Annotated in this window: 16 protein-coding genes; 7 read left to right on the top strand and 9 right to left on the bottom strand. The window is 52.4% G+C overall.

Annotated features, from left to right (window positions below; all coding sequences use genetic code 11):
- Positions 1 to 8: 8 nt before the first annotated feature.
- Positions 9 to 3,074: an endo-1,4-beta-xylanase gene (locus tag IM700_RS08575; protein WP_193417210.1), complete on the bottom strand. Its 3,066-nt coding sequence runs from the start codon at positions 3,072 to 3,074 to the stop codon at positions 9 to 11.
- 219 nt (positions 3,075 to 3,293) lie between these two features.
- Here IM700_RS08575 and IM700_RS08570 point away from each other — a divergent pair, with 219 nt between their 5' ends.
- Positions 3,294 to 5,591, top strand: a complete 2,298-nt coding sequence (locus IM700_RS08570; RefSeq protein ID WP_193417209.1) for a nitric-oxide reductase large subunit — start codon at positions 3,294 to 3,296, stop codon at positions 5,589 to 5,591.
- Between the two features lie 51 nt (positions 5,592 to 5,642).
- Here IM700_RS08570 and IM700_RS08565 read toward each other — a convergent pair whose 3' ends face one another.
- The 6 genes from IM700_RS08565 to IM700_RS08540 all read right to left on the bottom strand — a co-directional run bounded on the left by IM700_RS08565 (position 5,643) and on the right by IM700_RS08540 (position 14,640).
- The gene (locus IM700_RS08565; RefSeq protein WP_193417208.1) at positions 5,643 to 7,901 is read right to left on the bottom strand and encodes an FAD-dependent oxidoreductase; all 2,259 of its coding nucleotides are present in this window, start codon (positions 7,899 to 7,901) and stop codon (positions 5,643 to 5,645) included.
- A 416-nt stretch (positions 7,902 to 8,317) separates the two neighbouring features.
- A complete protein-coding gene (locus tag IM700_RS08560) occupies positions 8,318 to 9,145 on the bottom strand; it encodes a carbohydrate ABC transporter permease (RefSeq protein ID WP_193417207.1) in 828 nt (275 codons plus the stop codon).
- Between the two features lie 204 nt (positions 9,146 to 9,349).
- Positions 9,350 to 10,231, bottom strand: coding sequence for a carbohydrate ABC transporter permease (locus IM700_RS08555; RefSeq protein ID WP_193417206.1), 882 nt, complete (start codon positions 10,229 to 10,231; stop codon positions 9,350 to 9,352).
- Positions 10,232 to 10,446: 215 nt separating this feature from the next.
- Positions 10,447 to 11,787 carry an extracellular solute-binding protein gene (locus tag IM700_RS08550; protein WP_193417205.1) on the bottom strand — a complete coding sequence of 447 codons (1,341 nt, stop codon included), beginning with the start codon at positions 11,785 to 11,787 and terminating at the stop codon, positions 10,447 to 10,449.
- A gap of 152 nt (positions 11,788 to 11,939) precedes the next feature.
- On the bottom strand, positions 11,940 to 12,785 hold the full coding sequence (locus tag IM700_RS08545; protein ID WP_193417204.1) for a response regulator: 846 nt from the start codon (positions 12,783 to 12,785) through the stop codon (positions 11,940 to 11,942).
- Between the two features lies 1 nt (position 12,786).
- Complete coding sequence (locus tag IM700_RS08540) at positions 12,787 to 14,640, bottom strand: cache domain-containing sensor histidine kinase (protein ID WP_193417203.1); 1,854 nt, start codon at positions 14,638 to 14,640, stop codon at positions 12,787 to 12,789.
- A gap of 287 nt (positions 14,641 to 14,927) precedes the next feature.
- On the opposite strand from IM700_RS08540, the gene IM700_RS08535 reads away from it, so the two are divergent.
- Positions 14,928 to 15,764, top strand: a complete 837-nt coding sequence (locus IM700_RS08535; protein ID WP_193417202.1) for a YitT family protein — start codon at positions 14,928 to 14,930, stop codon at positions 15,762 to 15,764.
- Between the two features lie 51 nt (positions 15,765 to 15,815).
- Here the strand turns inward: IM700_RS08535 and IM700_RS08530 are convergent, their stop codons facing one another.
- On the bottom strand, positions 15,816 to 16,898 hold the full coding sequence (locus tag IM700_RS08530) for a substrate-binding domain-containing protein (protein WP_193417201.1): 1,083 nt from the start codon (positions 16,896 to 16,898) through the stop codon (positions 15,816 to 15,818).
- Positions 16,899 to 17,224: 326 nt separating this feature from the next.
- The gene (locus tag IM700_RS08525) at positions 17,225 to 18,166 is read right to left on the bottom strand and encodes an MTP-1 family protein (protein ID WP_193417200.1); all 942 of its coding nucleotides are present in this window, start codon (positions 18,164 to 18,166) and stop codon (positions 17,225 to 17,227) included.
- 155 nt (positions 18,167 to 18,321) lie between these two features.
- Here IM700_RS08525 and IM700_RS08520 point away from each other — a divergent pair, with 155 nt between their 5' ends.
- The 5 genes from IM700_RS08520 (at position 18,322) to IM700_RS08500 (ending at position 26,022) form a co-directional block, all read left to right on the top strand.
- The gene (locus IM700_RS08520) at positions 18,322 to 19,167 is read left to right on the top strand and encodes a helix-turn-helix transcriptional regulator (RefSeq protein ID WP_193417199.1); all 846 of its coding nucleotides are present in this window, start codon (positions 18,322 to 18,324) and stop codon (positions 19,165 to 19,167) included.
- 290 nt (positions 19,168 to 19,457) lie between these two features.
- On the top strand, positions 19,458 to 20,372 hold the full coding sequence (locus IM700_RS08515) for an ABC transporter permease subunit (protein WP_193417198.1): 915 nt from the start codon (positions 19,458 to 19,460) through the stop codon (positions 20,370 to 20,372).
- Between the two features lie 11 nt (positions 20,373 to 20,383).
- Positions 20,384 to 21,280, top strand: coding sequence for a carbohydrate ABC transporter permease (locus tag IM700_RS08510; protein WP_193417197.1), 897 nt, complete (start codon positions 20,384 to 20,386; stop codon positions 21,278 to 21,280).
- Positions 21,281 to 21,312: 32 nt separating this feature from the next.
- On the top strand, positions 21,313 to 22,935 hold the full coding sequence (locus IM700_RS08505; RefSeq protein ID WP_193417196.1) for an ABC transporter substrate-binding protein: 1,623 nt from the start codon (positions 21,313 to 21,315) through the stop codon (positions 22,933 to 22,935).
- 39 nt (positions 22,936 to 22,974) lie between these two features.
- The gene (locus tag IM700_RS08500) at positions 22,975 to 26,022 is read left to right on the top strand and encodes an alpha-mannosidase (protein WP_193417195.1); all 3,048 of its coding nucleotides are present in this window, start codon (positions 22,975 to 22,977) and stop codon (positions 26,020 to 26,022) included.

The raw sequence follows: 26,022 nt of genomic DNA, 5'->3' as shown, positions 1-26,022 counted from the left end.
TTTTGCTGTTACTTCTTCTTCCCCTTCGGGACTTGGACCGTGGTCTTGGCTGTCGCTTTATTGCCCGCCTTGTCGGTAGCTTCGTAGGTGATCGTGTAAATTCTTCCGTTTCCTTTCCCCGATCGCTCCGCCCGTAGCTGGAACTCTTTATCAGCTGTTCCGATATCGGCGCCTTGAATATCGTTCGCTTTGTCGCCATCGCCCAGCCCGTTGTCGCTTTCGTTGCTGGTGATCGAAACTAACTTAATCGAGGCAATACCGGAATCCTTATCGGAGGCCTTCCATGTGATCCGGATCGGAACCATCTTGTGGTTTGGTGTCGAGAGAACGGCGGGACTGGCGGTAATCTTCAAAACGGGCGGCGTCGTATCGACGTTGCCTTTTCCCGTCAAGGTCAAGATGCCGTAGACAGAGGTGTCTTGATATCCGTTGCCGGTCGTGTCGTTCCAGGCGGCCACGCTTTGGCGCGCGCCGTCTTTGGCATCGTTGATCTGCGTGTCGAAGCCGATTTTTACATTATTCGCCGGTGTAACCGATTGAAACGGAATCTTCATTTCGACCGTATAGTTCGTGCCGTCGACCTTGGTCGCCGATACGAAGCCTGTGGCGAGCTTCTCTGGATTAAAGCTAGCCTCATTCGCATAGTTCACACGGAATTGTCCATCGTCGTCTTGATAGAACGAGGTCTTGGCATTATTCTCGTCCAGGAACACCTCAACCGAATCCTGCTCCCATGCGTTTGGACTGTTCTTATCCAACTGCGCGTCGCTGACTTGAATCAAAACGTACAGGTTATGGTCGTCCCAGAGTGCTTTAGCCGTGCCGGATGCGCCTTGCCAAGCCGTTTGGTAACGCTGGATCGGCATCGCCGGGGTTTTGCTCCAAACGGAATCCGCCGCCCCATCTACGGTAGGCGTACCATAGAAAGCGGTAGACTGGCTCGCTTCCGACACATCCGGCTGGTGTTCTTCAATGAACTTGGCGGGGTTAATCACGCCGTAATAAGCCGGTTTGGCCTGAAGATTCTTGTCAAACAGCAGCGGGTTAGACGAGGAGCGCCAGCTGGTGCCGTCATCCAATCCCCAGAAGGTGACGCGGGCGATGTGGTCGGCATGCGCCTTGAAGATTTGCATCAATTGCGCGTACAAATAACCTTGCGCATTCGCCAGCTTCTCGGACAGCTGGTAGTTGCTGCCGGCTTGAATGTCTAGCTCCGTGATGCTGACTTCCACGCCCAAGGAGATGAATTTCTCCAGGGATAGTCGAACGTTCTCCGGATTCGTGTTAACGCTATAGTGCGCTTGCATGCCGACGCCGTCGATCAGCTTTTTGCCCGGATGGGTCAGCGCATATTTGTCGTTCAACGCTTTGACCATGTTATAGATGGCTTGAGCTTTGTTCTGGTTATCTTCGTTGTAATCGTTGTAATACAACTTGATATCCCATTCCGGATGCCGGTCGAGCACTTCTCTGGCTGCGAGGAACGCCTGCTCAACGTAGTCATCGCCGATCGCGGTCTTCCACGGGGCTTGCCGCAAGGACGCTTGCCAATCCGCCGGGTTCCCCGGGTTATCGTTCATCGCTTCGTTGACAACGTCCCAAGAAATCACCGTGTTGCCGAAATGCTCCATGACGGTTTGAATGTGAGTCCGCAAGTTAGCCAAGGCCTCTTCCCGGCTCAATGGGACCGAGTTTCCTTGCGCATCGGTGGCCGTATTCATCCAAGCCGGCGATTGCTGGTGCCAGACCAAGACATGGCCGTGCATTTGCATCCCTTCTGCCCGGACCTTATCGACCATGGCATCCACCGCGGTAAACGTAAAATTGCCTTTTGTCGGCTGTAGCCCGTCAGGCTTCATGGCGTTGCCGGCTGTGGCGACGTTGTGGTGCATGTCGAGCAGCTCCAATCGTACGCCTTCCAAATCCTCGGCCGAGATGGCGTTACCGATCAAGAAGTCGCTTTGGTAAGCGGTTTTCAGCGGGATCAGATCTTTTTGGATGGCAATTGGGCCGGATCCAGTGCTTTCAAAACTCACGTCGTCGATGTAAAAAGAAGCGGTCGCGTTATTCGAACTTTCCACGTAAATCGTCAAAAATTCGCCGCCCACGCTGTTATAACGGTAGGTTCCTTCAAACTGAACCCAATTGTCCCCGGTACTTAGGGTCTTGGGGGATAGGGCCACGTAATTCGCGCTGCTGCCTTCGCCGATTTGAGTAGACAGCTGGATTTGCGAGCTGGCGGGATCGATCAGCTTGACCCAGGCCGAAATCTTGTATTCGGCGCCTTGGTCCACGTATTTCTCTACGCGCAGCGTTGGCCCGTGCCAGGTGTCGGTACGGCCTTCAACCTTGAGCGCATAGGAACCGCCTGGCGTATGGTTCGCCTCGTTCGTCACGGTCAACGTTTCGGTACCTGCTCGGCCCGCGAAGCCGCCGGATTTTTGATCCTCAAAGGTGATCGTAGAGAAAGGCAATGCCGGGTCTCTAGGCGGCTGCTCACCACCGCCGGAGCTGGCTTGCTCCGTGATGCGAATGTCTCCGATGTAGAAAGGAACCGCAGCACCTGCAGCATTCGAGTTGATGCGCAGCGCCTTGTCTGCGCTTGTATCCACGGTAAACTCCTTCGTTAATGTCACGGCTTGGCCGGCGAGGTATGCCGCTTCGGCATAATTGCCGTAGCTGTCCACGGTTTGAAGGGCAGCTTTGGCGTCAGCGGGTACGCTAACGGCGGCGTCCACGTATACGGTAACTTGGGCCGTATAGGTTTTGCCGTTCACCAAGCCGATGTCGCTAAACCGGAAGTCGGCCGCGTCCCAGTTGTTTACCCGGTTACTGACGTATAATGCGCCGCCGTCCTCGTTGCCGGTAAACGTCTTGCCAGTGACCTGCGTCAGGGTCGCCCCTCCTGATTGGACCGCTTTGCCGATTCCATTTGCGAAGTCCTCATGGTACACCGTGACCGTGCCGTCCGGAGCCGAGGTGTCGGCTTTGGTTACCGAGGCCGGCCATCCTGCAGGCAGCAGCAAGACTGCGGCGATCAGCAGCATGAGGACACGTTTCATCGATTGATTCATTCGATCACTCCCCTTTGATATTGAATATGGCAGTTAAGCGCTTACATTTTGTTGGAAGGCTCCTCCTTTCCTGCCTCAAATGATACCACCCCATTGGGAAGCCTGGCTTTCTCGAAATTAAAGATTCATTCTTGGTTATTATAGGAAATTCGGGGGTACCCTAACCAATCAAGGAGCTACGTCCTTAACCATCATTGTCGTACAGGAGCGTGATATGTAATGAAAGTGGCCAAGTTATGGATCAGCCTGGGGCTCGTGATTGCGATTTCCTTTGCGGTCTTGGGTTATTACGGCGGGGAGATCTACCATTCCATGCCTCCTATTCCGAAGCAAGTGGTATCTACTGACGGCACGGTGCTGATGACCGAACAGGATATTTTGGACGGTCAGAATGTCTGGCAGTCGATGGGCGGCCAGGAAATCGGAAGCGTCTGGGGGCACGGGGCCTATGTCGCTCCCGACTGGTCGGCGGATTGGCTGCACCGGGAATCGGAAATGCTGCTCCATCGATGGGCGCAAACCGAAACCGGAAATTCGTATGACCGCTTGAACGATGATCAACAGGCGCTGCTACTCAGTAGGTTAAAAAAAGAAATGCGCACGAATACATACGATTCCGGTAGCGGGCAAATCACCCTATCGCCGGACCGTGCCCAAACGTTTACCGAGTTAAGCCGGTATTATGCGGGCTTGTTCGGTCATGACCCTCAATTCGACAAGCTGCGTGACGATTACGCCATTCCAAGCAATGCCCTGAAGGATCCCGCCAGAGCTAAGGCGCTGAATGCGTTCTTCTTCTGGGCGGCTTGGTCCTGCGCGGCGGAACGGCCCGGAGAGAACGTCAGCTATACGAACAATTGGCCGCATGAGCCGCTGGTAGGCAATACATTAACCGGCTCCATGGTCATTTGGTCGGTGGTCAGCTTTGTACTGCTGTTGGCGGGCATTGGAGCTCTGGCATGGTATTACGCTACCCAGAAGCATACAGAAGGGGAGGAGCGTTTTCCTGAGAAGGACCCCTTGTTGGCTTTGTCACCTACCCCATCAATGAAAGCGACCTTGAAATACTTCTGGGTGGTCACCGCGTTGGTGGTGGTCCAGGCGGCATTGGGAGCGATCACGGCTCACTACCAGGTAGAGGGGAGCAGCTTCTACGGCATTCCTATAGCAGACTGGATCCCTTACTCGGTGACGCGAACATGGCACACGCAGCTCGGCATCTTCTGGATCGCCACGGCTTGGTTGGCCACCGGACTGTTCGTAGCGCCGGCCGTTTCCGGACATGAACCGAATCTGCAGAGAGCGGGAGTCAACTTCCTGTTCGTCTGCTTGTTAATAATCGTTGTCGGATCGATGGTCGGACAATGGTTCGCGATCCAGCAAAGACTCGGTTTCACGGCGAACTTCTGGTTTGGACATCAGGGGTATGAATATGTCGATCTGGGCCGGTTCTGGCAGATTTTCCTTACCGTCGGATTGTTCCTTTGGCTGTTCCTGATGGCCCGGGCGATCTGGCCCGCGCTGAAAAAAGGCAGTGAAACGCGTAACCTGCTGGTCTTGTTCTTGCTGGCCTCCACCGCGATTCCGCTGTTCTACGTCCCTGGCCTGATGTGGGGGCAGCATACCCATTTGGCGATCGCCGAATATTGGCGCTGGTGGGTTGTCCATCTCTGGGTCGAAGGCTTCTTCGAGGTGTTCGCCACGGTGGTTATGGCCTTCCTGTTCACCCGCATGGGCTTGCTGCGAGTCCGAGTGGCCACCGGTTCGGTACTCTTCTCGACGATCATCTTTCTGTTCGGCGGGATCATCGGCACGTTCCACCATCTATATTTCAGCGGCACGCCCATTGGGGTGCTGGCCTTCGGTGCGGCATTCAGCGCTTTGGAGGTCGTTCCGCTCTGCTTGATTGGATTCGAAGCCTATGAGAACCTGACTTTGACGAGAGCCCGTCCGTGGGTCAAAGCCTACAAATGGCCGATTTACTTCTTCGTGGCCGTGGCTTTCTGGAACCTCGTTGGTGCGGGGCTGTTCGGCTTCTTCATCAACCCGCCGGTGGCCTTGTACTATATGCAGGGCTTGAATACAACGCCAGTGCATGGGCATACCGCTTTGTTCGGCGTGTACGGTACCTTGGGAATCGGGTTGATGTTGTTCTGTTTGCGCGGCTTGACCACCAATTTTGAATGGAAAACGGGGGCGCTCCGCTTCTCCTTCTGGGCCATCAACATCGGGTTGTTGCTGATGGTGCTTCTGAGCCTTCTGCCGATCGGGCTCATGCAGACCTGGGCCAGCGTGGAACATGGTTACTGGTACGCCCGTTCGGCGGAATTCATGACCCGGGGGATCATCCACAATTTCGTCTGGCTGCGAGTCATCGGCGACTCCATTTTCACGTTAGGGCTGCTTGCCCTAGGCTGGTTCATCCTCGGTTTGAAGACGGGATGGTCGCTCAAAGGCGAACGCGTTCCGTATCTATCGGACAAACCGAAGGCCAAAGCAGTTTCTTCGCGGAAGTAAGTGTATAAGATAGCAAACCAATAGCCCGCTCATTTGAGCGGGCTATTCTCGTTATTTCTCGTACACTCGGACCTCGATCAGCTCCGCATGCCGCGACCCGTTTGTCTCTTCCACGACAAGCCGGATGGCTTTGACCGGAACGGCGGTTTCCAGGCGATGTACCTGCTTGCGCCGTCGGTTGCCGGTTTCCGAGACCAGAGCGATCCAATTTCCGGCGGGCTCCTGCGCTTCGAGCCGGTAGCTCTTTACCAACTCAGGGATGATTTCGAACGGTGTGCGGTGATGGTGCAGGTTGATCAAGTCCTCGTTGACGTCGTCGTTAAAAATCACATGAATTTCGCGGACGGTTTGCTCGTTCTCCCAGGCGAGCTCGATCCAAGGTTGGGTATCCTGCGCCATCGGCTTCGACAGCCAAAGATGCGGGCCGCCGTAAGGCCGCTTATAACCGTCCAGGATATGCTCAGGGCGATAGGCGTCGGTGGTGAGGTCTGCGCGGAAGCAGAACGTTTTGCGCGCCAGACGCTTCATGCTCCATTCCACCACCGGCTGGGAATCGTCATGATCCTCGAGATCCTTGGAGACGCGAGCCGCTGCGCCCCGTTCGAAGGCCAGTAGTCCCGTCAGCGGCGTATGGGACAAGTAGAGTCGGATTGATGGATTATTACGGATGATGACAAAAGCGTTCTGCGGCTTTTCCGGCGTCCAGTCAAACCGGACGGGAATCCACTGTCCCTCGCCCTGGGGTATAGCCACGGTCGCCTTGTATTCGAGAGTGGCGGGGACGTAGTTTTCCGGTCTTCCGGTGCTCCACACCTCGACGGTAAGCTCCGTGTCCTGCGCCGCGTCCAGCCGCCATTCGATCGTGCCGGCGAGGCCGGGATCGGCCGGAAGCAGCAGGGCGACATCGCGTTCCAGCGGGTACGTCTCGTCGGCCGATTCCGCCGCCAGGCGGGACAGGAAGGAGGAGGCGCTCAGCTTCGCGCTCCGGGCCAAGTCCGCGGCGTCTTCGTTCGCGACGCCCAGCACGGAGGCATCCTGCCGCAGCAGCGTTTGCCGCAGCAGCGGGGTGTGCTGGCGCGACAGCTCCCGCGGCGTCGCGCCCAGCTCCGCGCATAGCGCCGCGGCGGTCCCAGCGGCTTCGCCGATCGTGGCGCAGGTCGCCATGACCCGCGTCGTGCCGAACGCGACGTGCGTCGCGCTGATGTTGCGGCCCGCGAACAGCAGGTTGGACACGTTCGCGGAGTAGAGCGAGCGGAACGGGATATGGTAGTTCCCGTCCGCGTGCAGATGCTTCGAGCCGCTTTCCTCGGCGTACATCCCTTGCGGCGGATGCAGGTCGATCGACCAGCCGCCAAACGCGACCCGGTCCTCGAACGGCTCCTGCGCCAGAATGTCGTTCTGGGTCAGCGTGTAGTCGCCGAGAAAGCGGCGGTATTCCCGCTTGCCGGGGATCGAGCCGACCCATTCCAGGGTCATGCGGTCGGCGTCGAACTGTCCGGAATTTTTAATGTAATCCCAAATTCCGTAGATAACGGCCGACAACTCGTCGCGGATGCGCTCGTTGTCATGCACGGTGTCCAGCTCGCCGCCCCATTCGATCCACCAGTAATGGCAACCCGAGTCGCCGCTGCGGATAACGCGCCTTAGCGGGATCGGGGTCTGTGTAATATCCTTGGCGAAGGATGGCGGTACGAATTTCACCGGGTGCCCGGCGTCCTTCGTGTAGAACAGCAGCGTGCTGCCGAGCGTGATGTCGTCGGCGACCTCGGGCGCCCAGGCTTCGCCGAATTCGCACCGGGCCTCCCGGCCGAGCCGGTACTTGGCGCCGGCCAGGAACCCGACGAGCCCGTCCCCGGTGCAGTCGAGGAAGATCGGGCTCTCAAAGCGGATGCGCCGCTCCGAGCCCATCATCCAGCCGGTGACGGATCGGATCTGCCGCGCCTCCTCTTCGCCGTCCGCCTCGACCTCGTGCACGTCGGTGTTCAGGTATAACGAGAGGTTCGGCTCAGCCAGTACCGTTTCTAACACGACCATATCCCACAGATAGGGATTGCCGTCGGGATTGCGGTACTGGTTCTCCACGAACATTTCGCCCATGATCCCGGTCTCGCGGGCGTACCGGTTCGTGCCGTGCGCGGTCGCTCCGCAGACCCAGACGCGCACCTCGCTGCTGGAATTTCCGCCGAGCACCGGGCGGTTCTGCACGAGCGCCACCTTGCGCCCGAGCCTGGCCGCCGCCACGGCGGCGCAAACGCCGGCGAGTCCTCCGCCGACGACCGTAATGTCGCTACGTACCGTTTCGTTTCTCATTGGTTTGTAAACCCCTTTCGTTTGACTGAGTGAGTTGAAGGAGATGCCGAATTGATGATTCGGCGAGTCAAAAGTGCGAATGTCGAGCCAGAAATGCGAGTGTCGAGCCAAAAATGCGAGTGGCAAGCAATATAGGCGAAAAACCGAATACAATTCGTCGCTTTTGGCGATTTTGGCGGATTGTATATGAAATTTCATATATAATCAGCGCTCAGGATGTCGGGAGCTGGGAATCTGTATGAAAAATCGAATACAATTCGCATTTTGGCTCTCGTTAGCGACGAATTGTGTTCGAAAAACCGAATACAATTCAGCGTTTGATAGGTAACTAGTGAACTTGTAACAACGCTCCTACCCGTGGGTCGCACCTAAATGCTGCATTTGATGCGACATTCAATTCGACCAGCCGCACGCTTTTACCCCTTCACCGCCGAACTCGATACGCCTTGAATAATGTATTTCTGACCGATCAGGAAGACGAGAATCATCGGGATAATCCCCGCGGTGGCCGCCGCCATCATGCCGTTGTAATCGACGGTATTCTCCAGGATGAAGTTTTGCAGGCCAAGCGGCACCGTGAACAGATCCTGGTCGATCAGGAACACCAGGGCGTTCTCGTAATCGTTCCAGTGCCAGGAGAAGTCGATGATCGCCAGCGTGGCTAGCGCCGGCTTGGCTAGCGGCAGGATTAGCCGGAAGAAGATGCGGAAATGGCCGGCGCCGTCGATAAAGGCGGCTTCGGAGATTTCCTGCGGTACGGTGAGGAAGAACTGCCGCATCATAAACACGCCGAAGATCGTAAACATCCCGGGCAGAATCAGCGCCCAATGCGTGTTGTAAATCCCCGCCCAGTCGAACATGATGAACTTCGGCACAAACAGCACCTGCGGCGGAACCATCATCATCGACAGGTACACCATGAACATCGCGTTCCGCCCCTTGAACTCGATCCGCGAGAACCCGTACGCGGCCAGTGAAGACAGCAACACGGCGCCGGTGACGCTGATCAGCGATATTTTCAGAGAGTTTAAGTAGTAGTGAGTGAAGCTGTTCTTGCCGGTCCACACCTTGATATGATGCTCCCAGTTGAAGTCGGCGGGAATCCACTTGATCGGAAACTGAAATACCTCCGCCGGCGTTTTGAACGAGGTGCTGATCATCCATAGGAACGGAACGATCATAAGTACCCCGAACAAGAGCATGACGCACGTGGTGACGATTTTGGTGACGGAAGTCGATGGCATGCTTTTTTCCTCCTTAAAAGTGCTAGTATTGCTGCTTTTGATCTGGGACCGGAGACACCTTATCAACATAGCGGAACTTTATGGCCTTATTCTCCACAAAGTGGTACGAAATACGGCCAACTCCCGTTGACTCGCCGAAATAGCACCATTTTGTACCCTTATCTCATCGATCCGCCCAGCGATTTTGCCAATAAACTACTCGTTCTAGTAGTGAACCCAGCGTTTTTGGCCGACCCATTGAATCATCGTGAAGATCAGGATGACCAGGAACAGCGCCCAGGAAATCGCCGAAGCGTAGCCCATCTCGTAATAACGGAAGGCGTTCTGGTAGATGAACAGCGACAGGACGGTTGTGCTGTTCCCGGGTCCGCCCTGCGTGATCGCCTGGATGATCCCAAACTGCTTGATCGACATGATCAAGCCGGTGACGAGCAGCAGGAAGGTGGTCGGACTGACGAGCGGCCAGACGACGCTACGGATCGTTTGCCAGGTGCGGGCCCCGTCGATCTTGGCGGCTTCCAGGAGCTCCCCGGAGATTTCCTGCAGGGCGGCCAGGTAGATGATCATGTTATAGCCGAGCATAAACCAGATCCAGATGATGTCGATGGCGTACATCGACGTCTCCGTGGTCGACAGCCATCCCGGCGGGTTGGCGATGCCAATCGCCCGCAGCAGTCCGTTGATTGGCCCGTTCGTCGGCTGGAACAACAACATCCACACGAAAGCGACGGCGACGCCGCTGGTGATGTAAGGCATGAAGTATAAGGCGCGCAGCAGCTTTTTCATATGCACGGAGCGGTTCAAGACCACCGCCACGACAAAAGCCAACCCGATCGACACCGGCACTGATAGCAGGAAGATCAGGGTGTTTTTTAGCGCGATATAGAAGACTTCGTCCCCCAGCATGCGTTGGATATTGGCGAGTCCGATGAACCGGGTGCCCGGCTTCATGAACTTGTAATCCGTGAACATCAGGTAAAACGAATAAATGGCCGGTAAAATAAAAAACAGCAGCACGCCGATCATGTTCGGTCCGATAAACACGTATCCCAGCAATTGCTGCCTTTTCATCCACGATGTTTTCACATGGCTCCACTCCTCTTGGGCTTGAAAGTTCGGTTATGTCCTCAGCATAGCAGGAGGGGGCGGGCCGTTATAAGGAACAAAACCACCGACCTCATGCTACAGAAATACGCATTTCTCAGGCGGTCTGCAGGACGGCGTGGGGGAGATGTAGATATGTTCTATTTCGCAAAAAAAGAAAAGCCCGGCTGCACCCAGCCGGACCTTCTCTAAACTTGCTATTTGTTTTGTTTCAGGTACTCATTATGACGTTTGACCATCGCCTGCACCGTTTGCTCGGCGGTTTGGTTGTCGAGGAAGAATTTCTCGTATTCCTGCGAGCGCATGTCCACCATTTCCTGTGGAAGCTTGCGGACGAAGGTTGGAGTTTGGTTTCCGTATAGGACGAATTCCAGCGATTCCTGGTCATAGGTGTCCGCATATTCGCCGAGCAGGCTTTGGATCGCGGCGTCTTGATCGACCGCGGACGAGGCAGGCAACCGTCCTCCGGCAGCCATCGGCATCATGCCTTCGTCGGCGTACCATTTGAGGAACTCCCAAGCCGCTTCCGTGTTCTTCGAGTTGGCATTAATTGAGATAAAGTCGCCTACACCGCCGCTGGTGATGAAATCGGCTTCGTTCTCCGCCAGTCGGGGGACGGGAGCAAACGCGATTTTGAAGTCGCGAGGGAAGTCCTTCATGTTATTGGAGCTGCGCAGCAGCCATTCTCCGATGTTGATCATCGCGGCTTCACCGCCGAGGAACATGTTTTCCACCGGCATTTTGGACGTCAGTTGCTCGCCAAGCGGCGGCGTGGTTTGGTCGTCCTTCATCATGGCGTTCATCGTTTCCAGCCATTTCAGCACGAGCGGGTGGTCCATGTTGGAGCCGCCGTCCTCTTTGACGTAGCCGTTCTTCTCCAGAACCGAATCCATCGGATCGGCGAACGGTTCCATATGCTGCACCAGCCCGTATTTAAAGCCGGCAGCTTTCAGCTTTTTGGCGTATTCCCGGGCTTCGTCCCAGGTCCAAGCTTTCGGCACCGTGAGTCCCGCAGCGTCCAATGCATCCTTGTTTAAAGCGAAGAACTGAACGTTTTTCTTAGTGGGGATGCCGTAATACTTGCCGTCGATTTTCCAGGTGGCTGCGTTGGAGCCAATCTTCTCGTCAATATTGTAGTCGGAAAAAGAGCTCAAATCGAGCACCGTGCCGGACTCGACCCGTTTGGCCGCCTGCGTCACCGAGTAGTTCACGTAGAGATCGACCGCTTGCCCCGTGGCGAGCGCGGTATCGAGCTTCAGGTTCCCGTCGTCGTCATTCACGAACCGTACGTATTCGACCTGCACGTCGGGGTGCGCGGCGTTCCACGCGTCTACTACAGCTTGCGGACCGGCTTCCGGCGGAACCCCGCCCCACATCGTCAGTTTGATCGGTTCGCCCGATGAAGGCGCTTTCGAATCTGGGGTTGCCGCTCCCGAATTTCCCTTCGCCCCATTACTGTTATTGCCGCCGCAGCCAGCCAGCAGGCCGATCAGCAGCGTGCAGAGCAGCAGTGCGGCCCATCCTTTTTTGTTTCTCACGGGTAAAGACCTCCCTATATCGTTGATGGTTGAATCCCCCTCATCGTAGCAGGGGACGGGAGCGGAATTGAACCTACATATCCCTTCAGTTCACGGAACAAAACGATGCAATTGCGCGTCCGGAAACGGGGGATTTGCGCCATCGATTTCTTCTATTCGGCGGTTTTGTTCCATTGCCGGTATTTGCTGGGCGTCTGCTGGGTGAGGCGTTTGAAGATCTTGATGAAGTAGTTGTCATTGATGAAGCCCACCCGTTGACCAATCTCGTGAACGGGCAGATCGGTGTGCAGCAGATATTCCTGCGCTTTCTCCACCCGGATGCGGTGCAGGTAGTGGATCAGCGTTTGTCCGGTTTTTTTCTTGAACAAGGCGCTAACGTAGTTCTCGCCCATCATGACGTATTGGGCCATCGATTTGACCGTGATGTCCTGCGCGTAATGCTCGGCGATGTAATCGATAATTTTGCACACCTCGGGATGGGAGATGCTTACTGCGGTTCCGGCCAGACTGAGGTTTGAAGCGGCCGAAGCAGATGCCGCTGCCAATTCCATTGCAGATGCCGATACCGCCTGCGGATTCGCCTCGCCGATCTCCTGAGTTGCCGGCTCCGCGCCGCCGTCCCTAGCGAGTTCCGTGCTCACTTTGCGCAGCGTATCCCGCAGCGAGTTAACGCTCATCGACAGCTTCAGAATATAATTGGAAGCGCCGTATTCCATCGCCTGCCGTACATATTCAAATTCGCCGATGCAGGTCAGCATGATGAAGCGAGAATGATAACCCTCTTCCCGAGTGCGGCGGAGCAGCTCTACGCCGTCCATCTCCGGCATGACGATGTCTGCGAGCACCAGATCAGGCGGGTCGCGCCGGATCATCTCGAGCGCCTCACCGCCGTTGCCGGCTTCACCTGCCACCGTAAATCCGAGCTCTTCCCAAGCGATGATTTCACGAACCGATTCGCGAACGAACACTTCGTCTTCGACCAGCAGCACTTTCCACATGTTATTGACCTCCTCTCGGATCGTTGGCCGCGGCATCCCCCGGCGGCAGCGTCAGGGGATGTCCTTCCTTCGCCAGCGCTGCTTCTTGGTGGCTTTTCGCATAAGGCGTTGATAGCAATAAAGGAATCGTAAACCGAACCCGCGTCCCTTGATCCGAGGACGCCACATCCATGCGCCCTTCTTCCTTAAACAGCAGCCGCAGCCGCTCCCGAACGTTGTCCAGGCCGATGCCCGGCCGCTTCCGCGTCTTCTTGATTTGGGCCGAACGCGCCATACCGATCCCGTTATCTTCGATTTCGACGGTCAGTTGGGCTAGCCCCTCGCGTCGGACGCGAATCTCAATCCGGCCCGGACCGGTCAGATGGCTAACTCCGTGCATGATGGCGTTCTCGACGAGCGGCTGCAGGCTCAGCTTCGGCACCAGCGCAAAGACGACTTCGTCCTCCAACGTGTAAGCAACCTCGAACCGGTGATTGTAGCGAACCTGCTGAATATGCACATAGGCCTGTACCAGCTCGATTTCGTCCTGGAGATGGACTAGGTCTTTTTCCGAATTCAGACTGGCTTCCAGTAACTTACCTAAGGATAGGGTGATCTCAGTAATGTCTTCGTTTCCCTGGCGAATAGCACTCCATTTGATCGTATTTAACGTATTCAGCAGGAAGTGCGGGTTCATCTGCGCCAGCAGCATATGAAAATGAACGGCCTCCTTCTGCCGCTCCTCCGTCTTCAGGCGTTGGATCAACGCGTCCATATCATCGAGCATCGTATTGAAGGTCCGGGTTAAGTCCAGGATCTCCCCGCGGAATTTTTGTTCCGGCAGCCGGATTTTCAAATTTTTGCGGACGACCGCCATCATTTTGTTCTGCAAATGGGACAACGGACGGGTGATCGTCGCAGCGATCGCGAAGGTCATGACCAGAAAAGCCCCCATCAGCATGAAAAACGTCGTGAAATACTGCCGTTTCAACGCGTCAATCTCATTAAACAGGATCGGCAGCGGAATCCGGTTCACGATGTACCAGTCTAATGATTCCACATAGATGTAATTGACCAGGGAGTTGGAGTCCTTGTCGATGAAGTATTGCCGGTCCGGCTGCTTGGCGATTTCCGCCATCACCTTCTCGGGCAGCACCGCATCCGGCACCGACTTGGAGATTTCCTCTCCTGCGCGCGTAATCAGGAAATACTGTTGCTGCAGATCCGATTGATTATGGACGGAGCGCAGCCAAGAGGAATAGTCGATGCTGATGCGGGCCATGCCGTAAGGCCGGTTCGGGTTATCGCCTAAATAGGCGTATAAGGACAGCAAATAGGTGCTGGTCGAGACGTCCCGCAGCACATAGTTCGGGTCGTTTGGGACCCAATGGTACGCGTTGGCGTTCATCGCCTGCCGGTCGAAGCCGGGGTGTTCTCTAAGCTTGTCGTAGACCAGGGCATCCCGGGGCGGGTAAGAAGTGTATACGCTTTCATTCATATCCAAAATCATGAAGTAGACGGAAGGGTTGTACAAGAAGAAGCTGTTGTTCAGGTTCATGAAAATATTCTCCATGATCCGTTTATTTTCCATCCCGTCGTGTTGCTCCGGATTTCGAAGCACGGATTTCACGGAGTCGTCCTGCTTCAGAAAGATTAGCGTCTTGAAGGCGATGCCCATCTGGTCCTCCAAGGTCCGGTACATCTGCTCCAATTGGGAGTGGCTTTGCTGGCTGATTTTTTGCTGAACCAGGGTCTCGATGCGCTGGTAGTTGTACAAATTCAAGGCGCAGAAGGGTAGAAGAATCAAGCAAACAAACGCCATGAACAGGCGATATTTCAACTTCTGGGGGATCAGGTAACGCGTAAATCCAGCCATGCGGCATGCCTCCTGTGCGGTCGCAGGTGTCTTTTCCTCAAATTATAGCATAGGACCAAAGTCCGCAGAGGCGTTGCCGGAAAATGCGTGGATTTGTTGCAAAAGGGCGGCTTTGGGGGAGGGGATGTGTAGATTTGTTCTATTCCTCTTTTGGTGCTCCATTCCTTTTCCATGTGAATGAACTAGAGAAGTAATGTGTTAAAGTCATCTTGACTTTCCAAATCCGAATCGCTACGATGTTCTGGTTGTTAAGATAGAGATGTGGTGGAGAGAGGATTAGAGTAGAGATGAAGAAGAGAATTGCGGATATCGCTATTATTATTGTGGGGGCCTTTCTGTTTGCGCTGGCCGTCAATTTGTTTATTATTCCGAACGACTTCGGCGAGGGGGGCGTCACGGGGGTCACGATTATTTTGTACTACCTGTATCAGTGGTCGCCGTCGGTGGTCAATATCGTGATTAATGGCGTGCTGCTTATCGTCGGGTATAAATTTCTGGATCGGCGGACGACGATTTATACGGTGATTGCCGTCGCTTTTAACTCGTTGTTCCTGCATTTGACGGAAAACTGGCGGATCGATTCGAACGAGCCGACCATCAATGCGGTGTTCGCCGGCGTGATCGTGGGGGTTGGCATCGGTCTGATCGTACGGGTTGGCGGGACGACAGCAGGAACCGTCATCCTGGCCCGGATCGCCAATAAATATCTCGATTGGAATATCAGCTATGCGCTGCTGTTTTTCGATCTGATCGTAGCATTCTCCTCCTATTTCATCATTGGCGCGGAGAAGCTGATGCTGACGATCGTAATCTTATATGTAGGCACGAAAGTGATGGACTTCATGATCGAGGGTCTGAATCCCAAGAAAGCCGTCACGATTATCTCCGAGAAGCAAAACGACATCGCCGAGAGGGTCATCACCCAAATGGACCGCGGCGTAACCGTCTTGTCGGGCCACGGCTACTATACGAAGAACCCGAAGGAAGTCCTGTACATCGTCATCAGCAAGCAAGAGGTGTCCACGCTAAAAAGAATCGTCCGCTCCATCGACCAAGCCGCGTTCCTTACGATCCATGATGTGCGGGATGTATTTGGGGAGGGGTTTTTGGATATTTCGAAGTGAGGGGGCAATCGATTTCTACGATCACAAACGATTGCCCATCTGCTCCTAGCCTTATCCCTTGAGTGACTTGACCGTGTCACGCAGGACGAGGCTGGTGGGTAACATGACTTTCTTATTCCCGTAGGATGTCCCTTCGGTAATTTCAAACAGCAACTTGGCACTCTCGTAACCAATGGTATCGAAGTATTGCTTAACGGTGCTCAAGGCAACCTTGGCGAATTTGGAGCTCTCAAAATCGTCAAATCCCATGAGGGACACTTGTTCTGGGATACGAATGCCAAGCAATGTAAGCTGCTCAAGGGCTTCAAGTGCTCGCTTGTCATTGGCGCAGAACAGGGCGGTCATTTCCCCGTTTCGGATGAGACTCGCCATCATTGTGTAGTCTATATCTTTATTCAGGAATAAGAGGGATTCGGGAATCGGAAGGGATGCATTTGTCATGGCATTCCGATAACCGTGATATCTGTCAACCTCGGGGCTAAGATAGTAATCGTAAGCTGCAAATCCAATACGTCGATGCCCCTGCTTAATCAAGTATTCGACGGCTTCATAGGCTCCATCGTGGTTGTTGCAGGTGACGACGTTCACCGGATAGCCGGAAGGGGAGCGGTCCAACATGACGAACGGAATTCCCCTTTTCCGAATTTCCCCAAGGTAGCCCTTCGCAGCTTCCGGATCGGAGGAATAAATCAAAATCCCTCTTAGCTCCGTCTGAATTAACCCCAGGATAAGTTCCCGTTCTTGTTCGAAATCATTCTCCACAAATTCGATAATCAGCTTGCAGCCTTGCTTGCCTAGAAAAGACTGGATCCCTCTCATGATTTGCAAATACGAACTATCGTACAGTTCAATGCCGGAAATGACGAAGGCAACCAGATTGGAGGTCTTGTCTGGAACGGCTGCTGCTTGGCTGGCGACAAAGCTTCCCTTCCCTCTGACACGATAGATGACCCCCTCGTTTACCAACTCTGAAAGAGCCTTTCGGACTGTAATCGAGCTGACATCCAACAGCTTGGAGAATTCGGACTCGCTTGGAATCCGTTCATCCTCCGTAAATTCCTGGTTTTCGATTTGGGATAAGACATAGTCTTTCACCATTTGGTACTTTGGCAGGGCCAGGTCCTTCTTGCTCAATTAGGTTCACCTCATATCAGCATTTCTTTAATTATAGCCCAATCCGTTTTAAAAAGTATACGTACTTAAACTGAAACAACTGAAGATTCTTGTCGAATCTAAGCGTAAATTTAAGAAATCTAGCTAGATTCCAGCAAATTCTTAGAGAAGGATTGAATTTACAGAAGGTTTATATTACGATGTGGTCGTATAAAGGTATGTGTTTTGATTTACTTATTATAATAACTTTCGGAGAGGTGGATTTGCAATAGTGGATGGTATTGTCTTTACCATGTTATAAAAAAAGCCGCTGGCATAACCAGCAGCTTAAGGATGGGGAAATTCATTTAGAAGGTTATGATGGCGCCTTCCTTTTCGAAGGGGTAGTCGATCACGATGCGGGCGGCTTCGGTGTCCCCGATGCCGCTGTACAAATTGACCTTACCGTCTGGACGCATTTCGATCCCTGCGGTAAATGCACAGTCGGTGAGATGCGGCTTCTTGGCGGGGCCTTCGGGATAGCATGGACGTGTGCCGATGATTTTTAGGTCCGAAAATTGATTCGTCTGCGGATCTAGAACAAACGCCATGTTCATATAGGTGGATCGGTCCTCCTGAGCATAGCAGATATGGCCGATTACGCCGATCTTCCCGCTCTCAAGCAAGTACGCCTGATTGCAACCGCCCCACTCATCCTTTTGAAACAACCCGCTGATATTCTCGGCGCTCTCGATAACTTCCGGAGACAGTTCGTCGAGGTGGTTAATGATCGTGAATCCCACTAAGGATTCGCTCCCGAACTGCTTACGTACCTTTTCGCTGCGCGGACGCGAGAAGACGCCAATCCTTCCGTCCTGAAGCTCCACCAGCCGAATATCCTTCATGTATTCAGGGCCCGTCGTGAAATAGAAGAGATCATGCAGGTCATAGCCCTTATAGAAATAACCGTAAAAGGTATCGAGACGTCCTTGCTTGTAACGAACGTGCGTACCGCCTAATACGAGCTGTTTATGGATCACGCTGATATAAGGATCTTCAAGTTGATAAATCATCGTATCCGGCACAACCGTCCATTCGTCCGGGCCGCTTTCTTCAAACAGGCGAACCCATGACCTCGCCCACTCGTGACGCTTCTCCATGCGTCCAAAAATATAACGCTTGCCATTCCACTCAAATGGAATGGAAGGATTATAGACATCGTAACCTTGAACGCCGTGGAAGATCAGTTTGGCGCTCTCAAAGACGCGCTTGGTAGCTTCGAATTGCTTACGCAGATCTAATAAATTCATCTGAGAAATTCTCCTTCCGGGGTTTCGATAACAACTTTATCCTAATCGAAAGTTTGGCGCTAAATCTTGCTCCATTTTGGATTGTTTTATGGTGTTTTGACATCAGAGGGTTAAGTCAGGGTCCATATTGATAGATGAACAAGGGGGAGTTCATAATGCTAAAGCTTCTGGCGGTAGACGGTATTGATGCTGAAATTCAGGCGCATTATCGATTGATTGCATCGGTGAAAGATACCATCGGGATGCATACTCATGACTTCTTTGAGCTGTTTCTGATCCTGAAGGGAAGCGTTGTACACGTTATTAACGGCAACCGACAGTTGCTGCAGGAGAATACTCTCGTCTTCATACGCGATCGGGATGTTCATTACTATGAGCAAACGGATGGCGATTGCCAGTTTATCAATTTGTCGTTTCACCGGGAGGTGCTGGACGAACTGATCGCCTTTTTGGGAGAAGGGTTTCCCAGCGATTGGCTGCTTGTGCCTGACATGCCGCCTTCGACCTTGCTGTCCAAGACAGAGAAGGAATATGTGCGATATCGGCTCGATCAGCTCAGTTTGATCCCGCAGGAAAAGAAGCTGTCCGTCAAGGCGGAAGTCAGAGCCATATTGACTGACCTGTTCTCCAGGTACATCAAGGCCAAAGATGATCCCGTTGATTTAACCGGACAACCGGAATGGTTTAGGACCCTATGCAAAGAAGCCAGAAAGAAGGAGCACTTCACTCGGGGAACGGCGGCCCTTGTTCAATTGTCCGGGAAGTCGCATGCCTATGTATGCCGAATGTTCAAGCAATGTCTCGGCATGTCTCCGACCCAGTATATCAATGAATTAAGATTGTCCTACGCCGAGAATTTACTCCTTAACACGGATATGGACATTTTGGAGATCAGCATGGAGATCGGGCTCGATAATGTCAGTTACTTCTACGACTTGTTTAAACGAAAGCATGGCCTCACGCCCCATAGGTATCGCCAGTTTGGATCAGCACATAGATAACATACTAACTTTGGTAAATGTATAATAAATACTTTTGTTGACGTGTTAAATAGTATGTGTTATTTTCTACTTAGCATAATAACTTATTCTCTTAATGATAGTCATATCTGTGGGGAAGAAGCCGGTAACCTAGGCATCTTGCCGTTATTGGCTATCTAAGGGTTTGCTCTGGGGGTGAAATGTATGCGCTTACAAATGGGGAGATATAGGCGATTCGGTTTACGTTTCTCGGTGAGACTTCATCAACGCACTATCTGTCACAACATTTTAACAGTCAGGAGGTGTTCGTTGTGCAGACAATCAATAACAGGCTGATGTCCAGGATCATAAAGCACCGGTATCTCTACCTTATGGTGCTTCCAGGCTTTCTGACGCTGTTAATCTTTCACTATTTTCCGTTGTACGGAATTCTAATCGCTTTCAAGGACTTTAATGCTTCTAAAGGAATTTGGGGAAGTGAGTGGGTGGGGTTTAAATACTTCACATCCTTTTTTAATGACCCCATGGCTTTCCGGGTATTAAAGAATACCTTACTTCTCGGTTTGTATACGTTATTTTGGTCGTTTCCAGCACCGATTATATTGGCTTTGCTGTTTAACGAACTAAAGAAAAAGGGATTTAAGAAGTTTGTACAGACGGTATCTTATTTCCCTCACTTTATTTCGGTTGTTATTGTAGCGGGAATGCTAAAGGAATTTACGGCAAGGGATGGCTTGTTTAACCATATTTTGACCTTTTTTGGTGGAGATCCGGTGATGTTTCTTCTGGAGCCGGACTATTTTCGAACCATATTTATCTCTTCCGGCATATGGCAAGGCGTAGGCTTTGGCACAATTATCTACCTTGCTGCATTAAGCGGCATTGATCCAACCCTCTATGACGTAGCCGAGGTAGATGGGGCTGGGCGTTGGAAGAAGGTCGTGCATATCACTTGGCCTTCGCTGAAACCAACGACGATTATCCTATTGATTTTTGCCGTGGGCGGGATTCTCGGGAGCGATTTTCAGAAGATCATTTTACTTTACTCACCCGAGACGTACGAAGTCGCGGATGTTATTGGATCCTATGTTTATCGCCAAGGGATCTTGGGGGCTCAGTATGAATACACGACGGCCATTGGGTTATTCATGTCGCTGATCTCGTTCATTATTCTTTATTTTACCAATTGGTTCAGCCGGAAGATGTCAGAGACGAGTTTGTTCTAGGTGGTGGGAAAATGAAAAAGGTTAGCTTCGGTTCAAGAGCTTTCGATGTGATCAATATCGTTATCATGCTGTTCATTTTAATTGTCGTGTTGTACCCGATTTTACATATCATCGCAACCTCGCTAAGCAGCACGCGATTTATTTCTTCCGGAAGCGTCACCGTTTGGCCTAAAGGATTTAATCTGGAGGCTTACTCGACCGTATTTCAAGATCCGTACATTTTCAAAGGATATTTGAACTCGATCATCTACGCAGCTGGTTCTACGGGCATTATGCTGTTGTTTACGGCGTTGATGGCATATCCTCTCACGATTCCCGGGTTTGCCGGTAAGAAGTCTCTTACACTGTTCCTCATGGTTACGATGTTCTTCGGCGGCGGCCTGATCCCGACCTATCTGCTGATGCGGAGTCTAAATCTGCTGGATACGATATGGGTCATGATACTTCCTGGTGCGGTCAGCGCCTACAACGTGTTTCTATTTCGCACCTTCTTTTTGAACATCCCGTCGGAACTGAAAGACTCAGCTTATATCGATGGGGCTAATGACGTGGTTGTCCTATTCAGAATCATCCTGCCGCTGTCCAAGGCGCTCATCGCAACCTTTGCGCTGTTTGGTCTGGTGGGAAGCTGGAACAGCTGGTTCGAAGCCTTGATCTATCTGCGAGACCAAGATAAGTATCCTTTGCAGATGGTATTAAGAAACTATTTGTTTACGTTAGATACCACCGCCATTCAGGGACGGGTGGGGGGCGGTGCAGTTGCCATCAATGCCCCAGGGGAAGCGCTTGATCCGAAGGCGGTACGTATGAGCGTCATCATCATCACGATGTTTCCGATCATGTGTATTTACCCGATCTTCCAGAAGCATTTTACCAAAGGGATTTTCGTGGGTTCCATTAAGGGTTAAGCGGTCTATTTGTCAAATTAGGGGGAAATCAAATGAGTAAATGGATGAAAGTAATGGTTCTTGGATTGGTTACGCTGCTGGCTTTGTCCGGATGTTCAAGTGGTTCCAAAAATGTTGCTACCAACGAAGACGAGCAAGAGGTGATGCGATTCTCGGTAACGTTGCCGTCGAACGGCGTAGATAATCCCAACAGTATGGTGGGCAAAGAATGGCATAAACGGATGGAAGCTTATATGGGCAAGAAGGTAGAGATCGACTATAACTATATTCCGTCTTCCGAGTATGACGAGAAGGTCAAACTCATGATCGCAAGCGATGATCTGACGGACTTCTTCGTAACACCTTTATTCTATGACACTACTGAGATGGCCAAACAAGGCCAGCTTCTGGAGTTAGCTCAATATAAAGACTTAATGCCAAACTATATGAACTACATTAGCAAAGTAAAGAACGGGATGAAGCGGGTAACGGATGCCGAAGGCAAGATGTATACCTTTAAGGAAACCTCCACCCCCCGTTTCCCGGAGGATCGCGGCATGCTGATTCAGAATACGTCCGCTTATCGCTACGACGTGTTTAAGGAAAATAATATCAAAATCCCGGAAACCCTGGATGAATTTTATGACGCGGCCAAGAAGCTCAAAGCGCTTTACCCCGACAAATTTCCCGTCGCTACAAAATGGAATAGCTTGAGATCTCTCTTCTCGGCGAATCACATTCGGGACGACATCTTCTGGGATGGCGAGAAATATGTATACGGAGTTTTGGATGAAGGCTATAAAGAAGCGCTCCAATATGCGAATAAGCTGTATTCAGAAAAGCTGTTGGATCCGGAGTACACGATTGATACGGACGATACGTTGAAAAGAAAAGCATTGAACGGCGACAACCTCATGTGGCTGACCCAATGGTTCACCACCCCAGGCGAGTACACCAGAACTGCCAATGACGGCAAGATTTTTGCTGTGTCGATCTACCCTGAAAATCCGAAATACGGAAAAGCCTGGCAGGAGGTCGTCAACGGCAATTCCCCGGATTTGGGCTGGGGAGCTTACGGTGTAAGTTCGAAAGTGAAAAATCCGGAGGAATTGATCAAATTCATTGATTATCAATATACGGATGAAATGATTGAACTGATCACTTGGGGGATTAAAGGCACGACCTATACCATTGGGGAAGACGGTGTTCCGACCTTTGTCGATTCGTTGAAAACGGCCAAGGACCCTTGGTTAGAGGGAGATAAATACGGCATGCGGGCAAGTCGAAATTATAACCCTGGTTTGCAAATGGTGAGCGACGCAAGGGCGTTCGTGGACTTTGCCGCGACGGATTATACGGTATTTGACGGCAAATACGAAGAGGTGCCTATCGAGAAGGCTAAGTTTCTGACAAGTCTGCCAATGCCTGAGAACGAGTATGTTCCTTCTTGGCTGAGTGAGCCGTCGATTCAACTTACGAGTGACGAAAGTCAGCGAATCTCGGAGATCATGAACCCGGTCAAAACGTTCGTAACGGAAGAACAGGCCAAATTTGTAGCAGGGAAGAACAGTTTCGACAATTGGCAGGCGTTCATCGATAAGATTCATAAAATGGGCAACATCGATGAGGTGCTACAAATCTATAACGATGCCGCTAAAAGAGCCATTTCCAACTAAGCGATCTTACTACAGAAACCATAGGATGTGAGAAGAAACATGAGTGACAAGAAAGAGATTTTATTTCATGTTGAAAAGCTTTTGAATAAAAAGGATCAATTTATGATCACGAAGGTCTCGCCCATCGATTTTTCCGGTTTTACGACGAGAGAACAGTTGTTCATTCATGAGATGGACGGACAACCGTTCCAGAGTATGGACACGGGCCAACGTTGGGGAGATAACTGGGAATATGGATGGTTTCGAGGAACCGCCGTTGTTCCTAAGGAAGCGGAAGGTAAACGGCTAGTGGCCATGTTTGATTTTGGTTCCGAAGCGACCGTGTATATAAACGGGATTGTTAGCGGTGCTAAGGACTTGAACCATCATTACGTTACATTGACGCGTTCGGCGAAAGCGGGGGAGTGCTTCGATATTGTTGCAGAAGCCTATGCCGGCCATTCGGATACGCAGCCTGTGTTCGGAGAGTCGCAGCTCTGTATTTTTGAAGAGGAAGTGTATCAATTTTTTATCGATTTGGAGTGCTTATATGATCTGCGCAATCATCTCGATGCCAAATCCCTTCGCGTAGCGGAAATCGACCGTTGCCTAACCCGGGTGTTTGCCACAATCGATCTCACTTTACGTCAAGAATCGCTGGAAGAGAATGCAAAGCAGTGCCGGCAAATCATGAAGCCGCTCTTGGCCTGCGTGAACGGTTCAACGGTGCCTACCCTATACCTTATGGGTCAGTCCCACTTAGATGTCGCCTGGTTATGGCCGATAGAAGAGACGAAACGGAAGATTGCACGAACGATGTCCAATCAGCTTGCGCTCATCGACGAATATCCGGAATATCGATACACCCAGAGTCAGCCGTATTTATTCCAGTTGGTCAAGACGTTATATCCGGAGTTGTATGCGCGCATCAAACAAGCGGTGAAGGAAGGGAAGATCATCCCCGAGGGTTCCATGTGGGTAGAGCCCGATACGAATTTGCCTGGCGGGGAAAGCTTGATCCGCCAGGCCATGCACGGAAAGCGCTTCTTTAAGGAAGAGTTTGGCGTGGATAATGAGATGCTATGGCTGCCTGACGTGTTCGGCTATTCCGGGAATCTGCCGCAAATTATGAAGGGCTGCGGAATCAAGTATTTCGGCTCCGTGAAATTGTTCGGTACCTATGATAATGTTGCGGATCCGTTCCCGCATAATACGTTCCTGTGGGAAGGGATTGACGGTTCTCAAGTCCTGACGCATTTGCTTAACTACGGCGACGACTACCCGATTCGGATCAAGCCGTCTTTCTTAATCCATCAGTGGAGCGATCGCGTCCAGCTTGAAGGGATCTCTACTCGGCTCACCCAGTTCGGACACGGGGATGGAGGCGGCGGCTCCAATCGGGACGATCTCGAGTTTATGCGCAGGCTGGGCAACTTGGAAGGCGTTCCCAAGACGAAACACGGATCACCGATCGAATATTTCGAGGATCAGATCGAGAAAGGCATCCCTGACGTCAAATACGTCGGTGAACTCTATTATCCTGCTCACCGCGGGACTTATACGACTCAAGCGATCATCAAGAAGCTGAACCGGAAGGCGGAAATCGGCTTCCGCGAAGCGGAGTTATGGGGGGTGGCAGGGGAGCTGCTTCAGAAGAGGGCTTACCCTCAAGGGGATCTGGCTCAATTGTGGAAGATTCTTCTGCTGCACCAATTCCACGATATTCTACCGGGATCATCCATTCATCGCGTCCATGAAGAGGCGCAGCTTGCTCTGACGGAACTGAATACGAACGTGTACGGATTGGCTTCAACGGCAAGAGAGGCGATTACGGACGACGATGCTTCCCGGGTTACCGTCTTTAACTCGCTATCTTGGCCCAGAAGGGACCTGGTCGCATTGCCCGCCGGCGTCCATGGATTATCGGACGGGAACGGAGCCGCTCTGCCGGTCCAATCGTACGAAGGCGCATGGTATGCCGAGGTGGAGGCTCCTTCCATGGGATGGTCGACGTACCAGGTCGAAACGGAAGCGGCGGAAGCGCCTGCAGCGCCTGCAGTCATTGCGACGGAATCGCATCTGGAGAACGAATGGATCGCGCTCGAAATGAACGAACAGGGCGAGATCACGCGTATTTTTGACAAAGAGACCGGGACGGATTGGGCGGCGGAAAACTGTAATGTCATGCGGATGTATCGGGATCAGAATTCGGATTTCGATGCTTGGGAGATTGATCGGCGCTACCGCTTGGCACCGATCGAGTTAAATCAAAATGCCAAGGTATCCGTTACCGCGAACGGCCCGCTCTTCGCGAATATCCGGGTGGAACGCCAAATAAACCAATCGACCCTGATCCAAGATATCCGGCTGCGCGCCGGCAGCCGCCGGGTTGAATTCCATACGACGGTCCATTGGCAAGAGAAGAATAAGCTGCTGAAAGTCGACTTCCCGGTTCGAGTTCATGCGAATGAGTCGCTGCAGGAAATTCAATTCGGATACGTCAAGAGACCCAATCATGCTTCGCGTCCACATGATGCAGACCGTTATGAGGTCGTCCAGCATAAGTGGTCGGCGCTTGCAGAGGCGAACCGCGGCTTTGCACTGTTGAACGACTGCAAATACGGGATATCCGTCGACGATAACACCATGAGTTTAACGCTGCTTCGGGCTCCGACCTGGCCGGATGAGACGTCCGATCAAGGGGTACATCAATTTACTTACGGATTCACCTTCTGGAATGGTCCGTTCCTCGATGGCCCCGTGGTAAAGGAAGCCTACGAGTTAAATTTTCCGGTTAGTCTCGTGGCCGGAGGATGCCATGAAACGCAGTCCTTGCTCGCCATCGATAAGGCAAATGTGGTCGCAGAAACGGTGAAGCTTGCCGAAGACGGTTCGGGCGACTGGATCGTGCGCCTATACGAGAGCAAGGGGGCTTCTGTAGCGTGCGGGCTTCGCTTCGGGCTGCCCATTGCGGCGGTATATGAGACAAATATGCTGGAGGAGAAATTGGCGGATTTACCGCACGAGGGCGAAGAGGTATCGCTTCAGTTCCGTCCTTTCGAGGTGAAGACGATCAGGGTCCGGCCGAATGGGAGGAAGAAAGGATAA

The organism is Paenibacillus rhizolycopersici (genome assembly GCF_014947195.2).
GTDB lineage: Bacteria > Bacillota > Bacilli > Paenibacillales > Paenibacillaceae > Fontibacillus > Fontibacillus rhizolycopersici.
This window is presented reverse-complemented; position numbering and strand designations above follow the sequence as displayed.